This window comes from Streptomyces sp. NPDC007991 (assembly GCF_042958445.1).
Lineage (GTDB): Bacteria > Actinomycetota > Actinomycetes > Streptomycetales > Streptomycetaceae > Streptomyces.
The window spans coordinates 115,221-128,688 of record NZ_JBIBJD010000017.1; the positions used below are offsets into that span (position 1 = coordinate 115,221).

Sequence of the window (13,468 nt, forward strand, 5' to 3'; positions counted from 1 at the left end):
GGGGGGGGTGGGGGGCGCGTCCGCGGGCGGGGGGGGGGCCCCCCCGGCGGTGGGCCCCCCCCCCCGGGTCGCCGCGGGGGTTCCCCAATAACGGGCCCGGGGGGGGGGCCAAACCGTACGGGTTTGGGCCCACCCCGGCGCCGTTGTGTGGGCCTGGCCCCCCACGGCAGGGGAACGCCGGAGGGCCCGCGGCAGTCACGCTGCTGCGGGCCCTCCGGCGTTCTGTCTGTCTCTCAGACCTCGTCGTCTCAGACTTCGTCGTCTCAGACCTCGTCGCGGCGGAGCGAGGGCTTGAGCTCCTTCAGCCGTCCGAGCAGGCCGTTCACGAACGAGGGCGACTCGTCCGTGGAGAACTCCTTCGCCAGCTGCACCATCTCGTCGAGGACGACGGCGTCCGGGGTCGCGTCGACCCAGATCAGCTCATAGGCGCCGAGCCGCAGGATGTTGCGGTCGACGACCGGCATCCGGTCGAGCGTCCAGCCGACCGAGTACTGGGCGATGAGCTCGTCGATGCGCTTCGCGTGCTGCGCGTAGCCCTCGACCAGCTCCATCGTGTACTCGCTCACCGGCGGCTGCCGGGTGTCGGCCCGGGAGAGCCGGACCCAGTCGGCGAGGACCGTGAGGACCTCGGCGCCGCGCTGGTCGCCCTCGAAGAGGATCTGGAAGGCGCGCTTGCGGGCCGTGTTGCGGGCAGCCACGGTTAGCTGTTCACCCGGCCGAGGTAGTCGCTCGTGCGGGTGTCGACCTTGATCTTCTCACCGGTGGTGATGAAGAGCGGGACCTGGATCTGGTGGCCGGTCTCCAGCGTGGCGGGCTTGGTGCCGCCGGTGGAGCGGTCGCCCTGCACGCCCGGCTCGGTCTCCTGGACGGTCAGCTCGACGGCGGCCGGCAGCTCGACGAAGAGCACCTCGCCCTCGTGCTGGGCGACCGTGGCCGTGAAGCCCTCGACGAGGAAGTTGGCGGCGTCGCCGACGGCCTTGCGCTCGACCATGAGCTGGTCGTAGGTCTCCATGTCCATGAAGACGAAGTACTCGCCGTCCATGTAGGAGAACTGCATGTCGCGCTTGTCGACGGTGGCCGTTTCGACCTTGACGCCGGCGTTGAAGGTCTTGTCGACGACCTTGCCGGAGAGCACGTTCTTGAGCTTGGTGCGCACGAAGGCCGGGCCCTTGCCGGGCTTGACGTGCTGGAACTCGACGACGGACCAGAGCTGGCCGCCTTCGAGCTTGAGCACCATGCCGTTCTTGAGGTCGTTCGTGGAAGCCACGGTTGCGGAATCTCCTGGACTGACGTACGACCCCGGGGCACGCACCTGCCTACAGGGCGAGCAGCTCCTTGGTCGTGATGGTGAGTAGCTCGGGTCCGCCATCCGCCTCTGGGCGGACGACGAGCGTGTCATCGATCCGGACACCACCCCGGCCCGGGAGGTGGACCCCAGGCTCGACGGTGACCGGCACGCAAGCGTCCAGTTTACCCATGGCCGCGGGACTCAATTGAGGGTCCTCGTCGATTTCGAGCCCGACCCCGTGTCCGGTGAGAACCGTGAGGCCCTCCGTGTACCCCGCGGAGTCCAGGACCTGGCGGGCGGCACGGTCGACGTCCCGGCAGGCGGCGCCGGGTACCAGGCTCTCACGTCCGGCCCGCTGCGCCGAAAAGACCAGGTCGTACAGCTCGATCTGCCAGTCCGCGGGGGCGGTGCCGATGACGAAGGTGCGGCCGATCTCGCAGCGGTAGCCACGGTACGTCGCGCCGAGGCAGACCGAGAGGAAGTCGCCCTCCTCGACGCGCCGGTCGGTGGGCCGGTGGCCGGGCCGTCCGGCGTTCGGCCCCGTGCCGACGGAGGTGGGGAAGGCCGGACCGTCGGCCCCATGATCCACGAGGCGTCGTTCGACCTCCAGGGCGAGATGGCGCTCCGTCCGCCCGACGAGGATGGACTCCAGAAGTTCGCCGAGAGCCTGGTCGGCGATCTCGGCGCCGATGCGGAGACAGGAGATCTCCTCCTCGTCCTTGACGACCCTGAGCTGCTCGACGGCACCGCCGAGGTTGGCCAGGCGCAGCCGGGGGGCGACCGAGCCGAGGGCGCGGTGCCGGGCCACGGTGAGGTGGTGCTCCTCCACGGCGAGGGAGTCGGCGCCCTGGCGCGCGGCGAGGCCGGCGGCCGCGACGGCCGGATCGCCGCCGCCGGCACCGGGCAGGTTCTGTACGCGCAGGGTCTCGTCGGGGCGCTCCTGCGGGGGGCGGTCGGCTGTCGGTCCGGCACAGACCAGGAGGTCGTGCTCCTCGGTCCTGCCCAGCAGGAGAACGGCTCCGTGCGGGGCGGCTCCCGCGAGATAGCGCACATTGGCGGGGCGGGAGACCAGCGCCGCCGCGCTGCCGCCCGCGTTGCAATATTCCCTCAGACGCGTCCGGCGGGCCGCGTACACCTCTGACATGACCCGAGCCTACGAGCGGCGGGAGGATGCCGCCGGTCGGGAGGGCCGAGTGGGGGTTGCCCGCGGGCCTCCGCCTTCTCGACGCCGGTGGGTCGAGGCCGCGCCGGGGGGGTGTCCGTCCACGGAACGGCGCGATGGGCCTGCGAACCGACTGACCGTCCGCTGACGCGCCAACCGCTGCGGGCGGACACCCCCCGACACGGCCCCTTCGCGCCGTGCGCGGGTGCGGGCGCATCTCGCCGTGCTGCGGGCAGTCGTGCCTCCCCCAGCGCCTTAAGGGCCCCTGGGAGGTGCTCCCAGGGCGGCACCCGTCCCACCGAGAGCGGCACCCCGCAGCCCCGGGCTGCGGACCCACCCGGCCTCAGCGGCAACGCCCAGGACACCTCAAACGCCGGGTCACCACTGCGGCGGACTCGCGATGGACCTGGCCAGTACATCGTCCAGCACCCGCGCCGTCTCCGGCACATCCAGCTGGGAGTTGTCGATGATCGGCAGACCGGACCCGTACCACCCGGCCATCCGCCCATGGATACGGGCGACCTCCTCGTCCGACAGCCGCCGATTGCCCGTGCGCTCCGCGTTGCGTTCCAGGACGATGTCCAGCCCGGGCAGGAGGACGACCGGCAGCAGCCCCGGCCCGACGTGCCGTTTCCAGCCGCCGAGGCCGACCACGGGCCGGTCGGGAAAGACCGCGTCGTCGAGGATGCAGGAGATGCCGTTGGCCAGGAAGTTCCGCGCGGCGAAACCGCACGTGCGGCGGGCGAGACGGTACTGCGCCTCGGAATTGTCGTTCCACCCGGACTGCGGGTCGGCGAAACCCGAGCGGACCCACTCGCGGACGTCGTCGAGGCTGATGTGCGCCGTGGGGACCCGGCGATGGTCCGCCCAGTACTTGGCGACGCTGGTCTTCCCGGCCCCGGCGGGCCCGATCAGCAGCACGGCGAGCGTCGTACCGGCCGGGTCGGGGACCGCCGTCGCGGGCGGCGCGCTGGGCATGGCGACCGGACCGCCGGGCGGCAGCGGCACATGGCCGGTGGTGTCCGCCGCCGGGAGAACGGAGGCCTGCGGCGGGGGCCCGCCCGGCCCGGGCGGGGGCAGGGGATAGCCGGGTGCCGGGGGCGGCGGGGGCACGGGCGCGGGGCCCTGGTGCTGGGGGCCCGGGTGGTGTGCGGCCGGCGACCAGCCGACGGCCGGTCCGTGCCCCGGCTGGTGGGGCGGCGGCAGCGGAGAACCCACTGCGTGCTGCATCCGGTGCCACTCCGTCTCGTACAGGCGATGGGCGCTGAACAGCGGGGGCGGAACCCGCTGCTACCGAACGGTACCGCCACCGGCCAGTGTTGTGTGAACGGCCGGGGGCGGTCCGAAGTGCCCGGCCCGTAAGGCCATTTCGGGCGGAAGGCGCGCCTGGGTACTTACTGTCCGACTTCGCCGTACGCGGCGAGCAGCACGGCCGGGTCGGGTCCCTCCAGAACCGTCGGCTTGGCCAGACCGTCGAGGACGATGAAGCGCAGCAGATCGCCGCGGGACTTCTTGTCGACCTTCATGGTCTCCAGCAACTTGGGCCACTGGTCGTGCCGGTAGTGCAGCGGCAGCCCGACGGCTTCGAGGACGGTGCGGTGGCGGTCGGCGGTGGCGTCGTCCAGCCGCCCGGCGAGACGGCCCAGTTCGGCGGCGAAGTGCATGCCCACCGAGACCGCGGCGCCGTGCCGCCACTTGTAGCGCTCGTTCTTCTCGATCGCGTGGCCGAGCGTGTGGCCGTAGTTGAGGATCTCGCGCAGGCCCGACTCCTTCAGGTCGGACGACACCACGTCGGCCTTGACCCGGATGGAGCGCTCGATGAGCTCGGCGGTGTGCGGACCGGCCGGGGTGCGGGCGCCCTCGGGGTTGGTCTCGATCAGGTCGAGGATCACCGGGTCGGCGATGAAGCCGGCCTTGATGACCTCCGCGAGTCCGGAGACGTAGTCGTTGACCGGAAGGGAGTCCAGCGCGGCCAGGTCGCAGAGCACACCGGCGGGCGGGTGGAAGGCACCGACCAGGTTCTTGCCCTCGGCGGTGTTGATGCCGGTCTTGCCGCCGACGGCCGCGTCGACCATGGCGAGAACGGTGGTCGGGATCGCGATCCAGCGCACGCCGCGCAGCCAGGTGGCGGCCACGAACCCGGCCAGGTCCGTCGTCGCGCCGCCGCCGACGCCGACGATGACGTCCGTGCGCGTGAACCCGGACTGGCCCAGCGCCTTCCAGCAGTAGGCGGCGACCTCGGCGGTCTTGGCCTCCTCGGCGTTGGGCACCTGGATGGCGACCGCCTCGTAGCCCTGCCCGGCCAGATCGGCGCGCAGGGCGTCACCGGTCTCGGCCAGTGCCTCGGGGTGGACGATCGCGACCCGCTTGGCCTTGCCGCCGATCAACCCGGGCAGCTCGCCGAGGAGTTGCCGGCCCACGAGGACCTCGTAGGGCTCGGTGCCCGCCGTGCCGCCGACCTGGATCCGCGTCACTGCCTCACTCATGCTTCCTTCAACTCCAGTGCGTCCAGGGCGGCTTCGGTGACCTCTTCGGGCGTGCGGCCGTCGGTGGACACGACGGCCGTGGCGACCTCTTCGTACAGGTGCCGGCGGGCCTCCATCAGCTCGCGCCACTGCTTGCGCGGGTTGATGGCGAGCAGCGGCCGGGCCGCGTTGAGGCCGGTGCGCTTGACCGCCTCATCGACGTCCATCGACAGGTAGACCACACGCTGCCCGGCGAGCAGCGCGCGCGTCTCCGGGTCGAGGACGGCCCCGCCGCCCAGTGCCAGCACACCGTCGTGCCCGGCCAGTGCCTCGCGCACGGCCTGCTTCTCGATCGCGCGGAAGGCGGGCTCGCCCTCCTCGACGAAGATCTCGGCGATCGTCCGGCCCTGCGCGGCGACGATGTCGTCGTCGGTGTCCCGGTAGCCGGTCCCGAGCCGCTCGGCGAGCAGCTGCCCGACGGTGGACTTGCCCACGCCCATCGGGCCGACCAGCACGATCAGCGGGCTCATCGGATGGCCAGGTTGTCGAGGTAGGACCGCACGTTGCGGCGGGTCTCGGCCACGCTGTCGCCGCCGAACTTCTCCGCGACCGCGTCCGCGAGGACGAGGGCGACCATCGCCTCGGCGACGATGCCGGCGGCCGGGACCGCGCACACGTCGGAACGCTGGTGGTGGGCGGCCGTGGCCTCGCCGGTGACGACGTCGACCGTCTTCAGCGCCCGCGGCACGGTCGCGATCGGCTTCATCGCCGCCCGGACGCGCAGCAGCTCACCGGTGGACAGCCCGCCCTCGGTGCCGCCGGAGCGGCCGGAGGTGCGCGTGATGCCCTCGTCGGTCGCGACGATCTCGTCGTGCGCCCTGGATCCGGGGACGCGGGCCAGGCCGAAGCCGTCCCCGACCTCGACGCCCTTGATCGCCTGGATGCCCATCAGGGCGGCGGCCAGGCGGGCGTCCAGGCGGCGGTCCCAGTGCACATGCGAACCGAGGCCGACCGGCACCTCGTAGGCCAGCACCTCGACCACGCCGCCCAGGGTGTCGCCGTCCTTGTGGGCCTGGTCGATCTCGGCGACCATCGCCTTCGACGCGTCGGCGTCCAGGCAGCGCACCGGGTCCGCGTCCAGCTTCTCCACGTCCGCCGGCGTCGGGTACACGCCGTACGGTGCCTTGGCGGCCGCGAGCTCGACCACGTGGGAGACGATCTCGATGCCGGTCGTCTCCTTGAGGTACGACCGGGCCACCGCGCCGAGGGCGACCCGGGCGGCGGTCTCCCGCGCGGAGGCACGCTCCAGGATCGGACGGGCCTCGTCGAAGCCGTACTTCTGCATTCCCGCGAGGTCGGCGTGGCCGGGGCGGGGACGGGTCAGCGGGGCGTTGCGGGCGAGGCCGTCGAGGATCTCCGGGTCGACCGGGTCGGCGGCCATGACCTGTTCCCACTTGGGCCACTCGGTGTTGCCCACCATGATCGCGACCGGGGAGCCGAGGGTGAGGCCGTGCCGGACGCCGCCGAGGAAGGTGATCTCGTCCCGCTCGAACTTCATGCGGGCCCCGCGCCCATAGCCCAGGCGCCGCCTCGCGAGATGGTCCGCCACCATGTCGGTGGTGATCGGCACGCCGGCGGGAAGGCCCTCCAGCGTCGCGACGAGTGCGGGACCGTGGGACTCACCCGCGGTCAGCCAGCGCAACCTGCTCAACGGTGCTCCTCAGTATTCGCGGCGTACTTACTGCCCAGCGTACGCATCTCATCGCGTACGGCGACGGCCCGACCGGGTGCGCGGCCCCGGTCCGCCACCTACGATCCTGCCATGTCCGGAGCGTGGGCCCGGCTGCCGGTCCATCAGGCGGACGAGACCGGGCCGCCGGTCTCGCGCTGCGGCGCGTAGGCGCCCAGGAAGTCCGCGCCGCTCTGTGCTTGCGCGGTCTGCGTCTGCTGCGGTGCCCAGGCGCCCGGATGGTCGGCTCCGCTGCCCTGCTGCTGCGTCTGCCGCGGTGCGTACTCCCCCAGGTAGTCCGCTCCGCGTCCCTGTCCGTACTGGGCCGCCGCGTGGACGGGCCGGCCGCTGCGCACGGCCCGCCGGTAGGCGATCTTGCGCTTGATCTTGACCGCCCAGGACGCGAGGACCGCGAGCACGATCAGGGCGAGCACCGTGATCTGTACCCAGTCGGGCAGGAATCCCAGCAGGGACTCGAATATCTGGGACTTGACGGACGCCTGAGGCATGCCGGTGGACATGGTCGGTTCTCCCCTCCCCTTGTTCCGCCCCCTGCGGAACGAGAGCGGATCCTATCGGGCCGCGAGAGCGCGTTCGCCCGCTTTTCGCATGGCGTCCAGCGGGGCCGGGGCTCGTCCCGTCATCTGCTCGACCTGCAGCACGGCCTGGTGCACCAGCAGGTCGAGGCCGCTGACGACGGCGCCGCCGTACCCCGACCAGCGGGCGGCGAGGTCGGTCGGCCAGGGGTCGTAGAGCACGTCGAACAGGGCCGCCGGGCGCTCCGGGACGGATCGGGCGAGGGCGTCCGTGACACCCGCCGGCGTGGTGCTGATCACCAGCGGGGCGTGCAGGGCCTGCTCGGCGTCCGCCCAGTCGGCGATGCGCACCGAGACCTCCAGCCGTTCGGCCCACTGCCGCATCTCGGCGGCCCGGGCCTCGCTGCGCACATACACGGCGATCTCGCCCGGGCAGACCCGGGACAGCGCGGCCAGTGCGGACGAGGCGGTGGCGCCCGCGCCCAGGATCGCGGCGGCCTCGACCTTGTCGATGCCGTGCTCGCGCAAAGCCGCGACCATGCCGGGGACGTCGGTGTTGTCGCCGGTCCGGCGGCCGTCCTCGGTGAGGACGACCGTGTTGACCGCGTCGACCAAGGCCGCGGTCTCGCTGATCCCGTCGAGCAGCGGGATCACGGCCCGCTTCAGCGGCATGGTCAGCGAGAGCCCCGCCCATTCGGGACCGAGCGTCTCGAAGAATCCCGGCAGCGCGGCCTCGTCGACCTCGAAACGGTCGTACGTCCAGCCGGTCAGCCCCAACTCCTGGTACGCCGCGCGGTGCAGGACCGGGGAGAGCGAGTGGGCGATCGGGGAGCCGAGAACGGCGGCTCGGCGTGGTGCGGCCATCAATTCTTCCTCAGTCGTTCCGCGATGAGTTGTTCCGAGGTCAGTTGTTCCGCGAGGCGTTGAACTTGTCGACCAGTTTCTGGTGCTCTGCGTTGGTCTTGGTGAACTCGCTGGTCTTGCCGTCCAGCGAGATGAAGTAGTACCAGCCGTCCTTCGTCGGGTTCAGAGCGCCCTTGAGGGCCGCCTCGCCCGGATTGTCGATCGGTCCGGGCGGCAGGCCCCTGTGGAAGTACGTGTTGTACGGGTTGTCGTAGTTCCGCAGCTCGCTCAGGCTCAGATCGATCTTGCTCTGGTTCTTGATGTAGTTGTAGGTGGAGTCGAACTCCAGCATGCCGTTGGTCTGCGGATTCCCCGGCTTCATACGGTTGTAGACGACCTCGGCCATCTTGCGGAAGTCGTCGTGGCTCGTGCCCTCGGCCTGAGCCAGGCTCGCGACCGTGAGCAACTGCCAGGGGTCTTCGAGCCCGAGGCTCTTGGCCTTCTTCTCCACACCGAGCTTCTTGTAGGACTGGGTGGCCCGGGTCACCATCTGCTTCAGCACGTCCTCGGGCTTCTGCCCCTTGGCGATGCCGTAGCTGGAGGGGTAGAGGAACCCTTCCAGCGGGTCCTTGACGTCCTTGTGGTTCAGCGCCCAGTCGGGCAGGCCCAGCTTCTTCCAGTCCTTCTTGGCGACCGCGGCGGTCGTGCCGTCCTTGACCTCCAGCCGCTTGTCGATGAGCCGGTAGATGTCGGCGTTGCGCTTGCCCTCGGCGATGATCAGGTTGTCGCGGCTCTCCGGGCTGAGCATCAGTTCGACCGCACTGTCGGCCGACATTTGCTTTTGCAGCGTGTACACGCCGTCCTGGATGGTCCTGCCCTCGGGGTTGGCGGCCTGTGCCGAGACGAAGGCGTCGACGCTCTTGACGACGCCGGCGGACTTCAGCACCCGGCCGATCGTGTAACCGTCCGCGCCCTGCGGGATCTCGACGGACACCTGCTGCCCATTGCCGTCCCCAGCGTAGTCGGGGGCATCGCCGAAACGATCCTGGAAGAACTGGTAGCCGAAGTAGCTGACGCCCGCCAGGCCGCCGCCGAGAACCAGCACGACCACCAGGCAGGCCGTTCCGCTGCGGCGCTTCTTGGGCTTGCCGCCGCGTCCCCGCTGGTCGTCGCGCCGGCGGCGGTCGCCCGGCTCGTCGGCGTCGTCATCGTCGTCGCCGCCCGCGAAGAAGGCGTGCTCCCCCTGGTCGGGGCCGGGGTCCCAGTCGGTCTCCGGATCCGGCTCGGCCCGCCGCCGGCCGGGCGGCGCCGGTGGCGGATAGGCGTCGGGCGTGCCGTAGTAGTCGGACTGACCCTGGTCGTACCCACCGGTTTGCTGACCGTACGGGTCGGCGGGGTCGCCGGGATAGGAGACCTGCTGGTGCCCGCCGGTGGCCCAGCCGCCGTTGTCGTACTGCTGCTGGTGGTACCCGGGGTCCTGTGCGTATCCCTGGTCCTGCTGGTGCCCCTGATTGTCCTGCCCCGGGTACTGCTGATGCCCGTGGGCCTGTGCCGCGTAAGTCTGCTGGTCGTAGGGGTACTGCTGCTGCGCCTGACCGTATCCGGCCTGCTCACCGGTGCCCCAGTCGCCGTACTGCGGCTGCTGCGGCTGCTCTGGATAGTGCTGTGGCTGGCCGCCGTAGGGAGGCTGCTGACCCTGGTGGGCCTGCTCTCCTCCCCATCCGCCGTCCCCGTACAACGGGTCCTCCGGATGCCACGGTTCGGAGCCTTGGCCCCGGCCATACTCAGTCATCGATCCCCTAGAGCCGCGAGGCGGCGGTTACGCGGCTTCCGGCTCGGCTCCCGTCCCGCCTCTTGCTGTGCGGTGGCTGTTCGAATGCCGCCGCATCGCGCGGAACGTTACCGTATCGCGATCAGATGACCACTTCGACGCCTTCTCCGGGTGCTTTACCTGACGTCCGTTCGGATTCGAGGGCCTGTTGCAGGATGATCACCGCTGCCGCCTGGTCGATGACGGACCTGCCCTTCTTGGACTTCACGCCCGAAGCGCGCAGTCCCTGACTGGCCGTCACCGTCGTCATGCGTTCGTCCACGAGTCTCACCGGAACCGGGGAGATCATGCGCGCCAGTTCCTCTGCGAAGCCCCGGACCTTGACCGCGGCCGGGCCCTCGCCTCCCTTGAGGGAGCGCGGCAGACCGACCACGACCTCGATGGGCTCGTACTCCTCGACGAGTTGCTTCAACCGCCGGTGAGCTGCGGGGATGTCTCGCCCCGGGACCGTCTCCACCGGCGTGGCGAGGATCCCGTCGGGGTCGCACGAGGCGACCCCGATCCGGGCGTCCCCGACGTCGATGGCGAGTCGACGTCCTCTGCGCATCTTTTCGGACCCGTTTCTTACGTGTCTTACTTGGCCGTCTCGGCGACCAGACGCTCGACGGCGTCCACGGCATCACCGATCGCGGCCGGGTTCTGACCGCCGCCCTGGGCGACGTCCGGCTTGCCGCCACCGCCGCCGCCGAGGGTCTTGGCGGCCGTCCGGACCAGGTCACCGGCCTTCAGGCCGCGCTCGCGGGCGGCCTCGTTGGTGGCGATGACCGTCAGCGGCTTGCCGTTCGCCACCGTGAACAGGGCGACCACGGCGGCCCGTCCGCCCTGAATGCGTCCGCGCACGTCGAGCACGAGCTTGCGCAGGTCGTCGGCGGTCGTGCCGTCCGGGACCTGACCGGTCACGACAGCAACACCGCGGACGTCCTTGGCGGACTCGGCGAGACCGGCGGCGGCCTGCAGGACCTTCTCGGCGCGGAACTTCTCGATCTCCTTCTCGGCGTCCTTCAGCTTGCCGAGCATGGCGGAGACCTTCTCCGGGAGCTCCTCCGGGCGGCCCTTGATCAGCTCCTGGAGCTGGGCGACGACCGTGTGCTCCCGGGCGAGGAAGTTGTAGGCGTCGACGCCGACCAGGGCCTCGATACGGCGGACGCCGGAGCCGATGGAGGACTCGCCGAGCAGCTTCACCAGGCCCAGCTGGGCGGTGTTGTGCACGTGCGTGCCGCCGCACAGCTCCTTGGAGAAGTCGCCGATGGTCACGACGCGCACACGCTCGCCGTACTTCTCGCCGAACTCGGCGATGGCGCCCTGCTTCTTGGCCTCGTCGATGCCCATGACATCGGCGCGGACGTCCAGGTCGCGGGCGAGCACCTCGTTGATCTTCTGCTCCACGTCGGTCATCACGGCCGTCGGAACGGCGGCCGGGGAACCGAAGTCGAAGCGGAAGCGGCCGGGCTGGTTCTCGGAACCGGCCTGGGCGGCCGTCGGACCGAGGGCGTCGCGCAGGGCCTGGTGGGTGAGGTGCGTGGCCGAGTGGGCACGGGCGATGGCCTTGCGGCGGCGGTCGTCGATGGCGGCGTGGGCCTTGGCACCGACGGTGACCTCGCCGACCTGGACGACGCCCTTGTGGACGTAGACACCCGGGACCGGCTTCTGGCAGTCGCGGACCTCGATGACGGCACCCGTGTCGACCTTGATACGGCCGGTGTCGCCGATCTGGCCGCCGCCCTCGGCGTAGAAGGGCGTGCGGTCGAGGACGATCTCGACCTCGTCGCCCTCGGTGGCGGCCGGGGAGGAGGCGCCGTCGACGAGGATGCCGACGATCGTGGACTCGCTGTCAGTGTCGGTGTAGCCGATGAAGTCGGTGGCACCGGCCTGGTCGGCGATCTCGCGGTAGGCGCCGACACCGGCGTGGCCGGTCTTCTTGGCCTGGGCGTCGGCCTTGGCGCGCTCCCGCTGCTCCTTCATCAGGCGGCGGAAGCCGTCCTCGTCCACGGACAGGCCCTGCTCGGCGGCCATCTCCAGGGTGAGGTCGATCGGGAAGCCCCAGGTGTCGTGGAGCAGGAAGGCCTTGTCGCCGGGCAGGACGGTGGAGCCGGCGGCCTTGGTGTCGGTGACGGCGGTGTCGAGGATGTTGGTGCCGGCCTTCAGCGTCTTGAGGAAGGCGTTCTCCTCGGCGAGGGCGACCTTCTCGATACGCTCGCGGTCGGTGATGAGCTCGGGGTACTGCTGGCCCATCATGCCGATCACGGTGTCGATCAGGTCCTTGACGACCGGGCCGGTGGCACCGAGCAGGCGCATGTTGCGGATGGCGCGGCGCATGATGCGGCGCAGCACATAGCCGCGGCCCTCGTTGCCGGGGGTGACGCCGTCGCCGATGAGCATGACGGACGTGCGCATGTGGTCCGTGACCACGCGCAGGGAGACATCCGAGTCGTGGGCGTCGCCGTAGCGGACGCCGGTCAGCTCGGTGGCCTTGTCGATGACGGCCATCGAGGTGTCGATCTCGTACATGTTCCGCACGCCCTGCAGAATCATGGCGAGGCGCTCAAGGCCGAGGCCGGTGTCGATGTTCTGGCTCGGCAGGTCACCGAGGATCGGGTAGTCCTTGCCCGGACCCTCGCCCCGCTCGTACTGCATGAAGACGAGGTTCCAGATCTCCACGTACCGCTCGTCGTTGACGGCGGGGCCGCCCTCGACGCCGAACTCGGGGCCGCGGTCGTAGTTGATCTCGGAGCAGGGACCGCAGGGGCCGGGGACGCCCATGTCCCAGTAGTTGTCCTTCTTGCCCAGGCGCTGGATGCGCTCCTTCGGCACGCCGACGACCTCGTGCCAGATGCGCTCGGCCTCGTCGTCGTCCTTGTAGACGGTGATCCACAGGCGCTCGGGGTCGAGGCCGTAACCGCCCTTGTCCTGGGAGCTGGTGAGCAGCTCCCAGGCCAGCTGGATGGCGCCTTCCTTGAAGTAGTCGCCGAAGGAGAAGTTGCCGCACATCTGGAAGAACGTGCCGTGCCGGGTGGTCTTGCCGACCTCTTCGATGTCCGGCGTGCGCACGCACTTCTGCACGCTGGTGGCGCGGGCGAAGGGCGGCTTGACCTCACCCAGGAAGTAGGGCTTGAAGGGCACCATGCCGGCCGGGACGAGGAGCAGAGTCGGGTCGTCCGCGATGAGCGACGCCGAAGGGACGACGGTGTGACCGCGCTCCTCGAAGAAGCTCAACCAGCGGCGGCGAATCTCAGCCGACTCCATCAGTGGTCCTCATTCCGGTTGTACGAATTCTTCTTGTACGCGTACGACGTGCTGTCGATGACGTACGTCTTCGGCTCTGTGCGGTTCTCGATGGCGGCGTGCCGCCTGGGGGCCGGGAGTTCCGGGTCGACGGAGGCGTTGATCCCGAGCGCGTCGCCCAGTTCGGCCTCCCGCTGGGCCATGTTGTCGCGGACGTCGAGCGCGAAGTCGACCGCGCGGTCCTTGAGCCGGTGGCCCGCCTCGAGCGCCTTGTTGCCCGCGGTTCTGGCGAGGCTCTCGGGCGTCAGCTGCTTCAGCTTCCGGTTGACCTTGGTGGTGGCCCACACTCCGGCGGCGACGCCGGTGGTGAACCAGAACGTACGGCGGAACAT

General features: G+C 70.6%; 13 protein-coding genes. All 13 read right to left on the bottom strand.

Annotated elements, in window-relative coordinates; all coding sequences use genetic code 11:
• Nucleotides 1-263: 263 nt before the first annotated feature.
• Nucleotides 264-698: a transcription antitermination factor NusB gene (gene nusB / locus ACFZDA_RS36665; protein ID WP_234845089.1), complete on the bottom strand. Its 435-nt coding sequence runs from the start codon at nt 696-698 to the stop codon at nt 264-266.
• A 2-nt stretch (nt 699-700) separates the two neighbouring features.
• The gene (efp, locus tag ACFZDA_RS36670) at nt 701-1,267 is read right to left on the bottom strand and encodes an elongation factor P (protein ID WP_391090009.1); all 567 of its coding nucleotides are present in this window, start codon (nt 1,265-1,267) and stop codon (nt 701-703) included.
• Nucleotides 1,268-1,316: 49 nt separating this feature from the next.
• Entirely contained in the window at nt 1,317-2,432 is a 1,116-nt protein-coding gene (locus ACFZDA_RS36675) for a M24 family metallopeptidase (protein ID WP_391090010.1), read from the bottom strand.
• A 396-nt stretch (nt 2,433-2,828) separates the two neighbouring features.
• Nucleotides 2,829-3,680: a Pro-rich N-terminal domain-containing protein gene (locus tag ACFZDA_RS36680; RefSeq protein ID WP_391090012.1), complete on the bottom strand. Its 852-nt coding sequence runs from the start codon at nt 3,678-3,680 to the stop codon at nt 2,829-2,831.
• A 164-nt stretch (nt 3,681-3,844) separates the two neighbouring features.
• Nucleotides 3,845-4,936 (bottom strand): 3-dehydroquinate synthase, encoded by a 1,092-nt coding sequence (gene aroB / locus ACFZDA_RS36685; protein ID WP_391090014.1) that lies wholly within the window; start codon nt 4,934-4,936, stop codon nt 3,845-3,847.
• Nucleotides 4,933-5,445 (bottom strand): shikimate kinase, encoded by a 513-nt coding sequence (locus ACFZDA_RS36690; RefSeq protein WP_391090016.1) that lies wholly within the window; start codon nt 5,443-5,445, stop codon nt 4,933-4,935. Before ACFZDA_RS36690 ends, aroB begins: the two co-directional genes overlap by 4 nt.
• On the bottom strand, nt 5,442-6,626 hold the full coding sequence (gene aroC / locus ACFZDA_RS36695) for a chorismate synthase (RefSeq protein WP_391090018.1): 1,185 nt from the start codon (nt 6,624-6,626) through the stop codon (nt 5,442-5,444). The genes ACFZDA_RS36690 and aroC overlap by 4 nt, the downstream gene beginning before the upstream one ends.
• Nucleotides 6,627-6,769: 143 nt before the next feature.
• Nucleotides 6,770-7,165: a hypothetical protein gene (locus ACFZDA_RS36700; protein ID WP_391090020.1), complete on the bottom strand. Its 396-nt coding sequence runs from the start codon at nt 7,163-7,165 to the stop codon at nt 6,770-6,772.
• 51 nt (nt 7,166-7,216) lie between these two features.
• The gene (locus ACFZDA_RS36705) at nt 7,217-8,044 is read right to left on the bottom strand and encodes a shikimate dehydrogenase (RefSeq protein ID WP_391090022.1); all 828 of its coding nucleotides are present in this window, start codon (nt 8,042-8,044) and stop codon (nt 7,217-7,219) included.
• A 40-nt stretch (nt 8,045-8,084) separates the two neighbouring features.
• Complete coding sequence (gene mltG, locus ACFZDA_RS36710; RefSeq protein WP_391090024.1) at nt 8,085-9,815, bottom strand: endolytic transglycosylase MltG; 1,731 nt, start codon at nt 9,813-9,815, stop codon at nt 8,085-8,087.
• Nucleotides 9,816-9,936: 121 nt separating this feature from the next.
• On the bottom strand, nt 9,937-10,401 hold the full coding sequence (ruvX, locus tag ACFZDA_RS36715; protein ID WP_391090026.1) for a Holliday junction resolvase RuvX: 465 nt from the start codon (nt 10,399-10,401) through the stop codon (nt 9,937-9,939).
• 26 nt (nt 10,402-10,427) lie between these two features.
• Complete coding sequence (gene alaS / locus ACFZDA_RS36720) at nt 10,428-13,097, bottom strand: alanine--tRNA ligase (protein WP_391090028.1); 2,670 nt, start codon at nt 13,095-13,097, stop codon at nt 10,428-10,430.
• Complete coding sequence (locus ACFZDA_RS36725) at nt 13,097-13,468, bottom strand: hypothetical protein (RefSeq protein ID WP_391090030.1); 372 nt, start codon at nt 13,466-13,468, stop codon at nt 13,097-13,099. The genes alaS and ACFZDA_RS36725 overlap by 1 nt, the downstream gene beginning before the upstream one ends.

Excerpts from the sequence above, each read along its gene's own strand:
- ACFZDA_RS36690 (WP_391090016.1), bottom strand. The coding sequence starts at position 5,445 with ATGAGCCCGCTGATCGTGCTGGTCGGCCCGATGGGCGTGGGCAAGTCC.
- mltG (WP_391090024.1), bottom strand. The coding sequence starts at position 9,815 with ATGACTGAGTATGGCCGGGGCCAAGGCTCCGAACCGTGGCATCCGGAG.
- ACFZDA_RS36680 (WP_391090012.1), bottom strand. The coding sequence starts at position 3,680 with ATGCAGCACGCAGTGGGTTCTCCGCTGCCGCCGCCCCACCAGCCGGGG.
- ACFZDA_RS36725 (WP_391090030.1), bottom strand. The coding sequence starts at position 13,468 with ATGTTCCGCCGTACGTTCTGGTTCACCACCGGCGTCGCCGCCGGAGTG.
- ACFZDA_RS36700 (WP_391090020.1), bottom strand. The coding sequence starts at position 7,165 with ATGTCCACCGGCATGCCTCAGGCGTCCGTCAAGTCCCAGATATTCGAG.
- ACFZDA_RS36705 (WP_391090022.1), bottom strand. The coding sequence starts at position 8,044 with ATGGCCGCACCACGCCGAGCCGCCGTTCTCGGCTCCCCGATCGCCCAC.
- aroB (WP_391090014.1), bottom strand. The coding sequence starts at position 4,936 with ATGAGTGAGGCAGTGACGCGGATCCAGGTCGGCGGCACGGCGGGCACC.
- ACFZDA_RS36675 (WP_391090010.1), bottom strand. The coding sequence starts at position 2,432 with ATGTCAGAGGTGTACGCGGCCCGCCGGACGCGTCTGAGGGAATATTGC.
- ruvX (WP_391090026.1), bottom strand. The coding sequence starts at position 10,401 with ATGCGCAGAGGACGTCGACTCGCCATCGACGTCGGGGACGCCCGGATC.
- alaS (WP_391090028.1), bottom strand. The coding sequence starts at position 13,097 with ATGGAGTCGGCTGAGATTCGCCGCCGCTGGTTGAGCTTCTTCGAGGAG.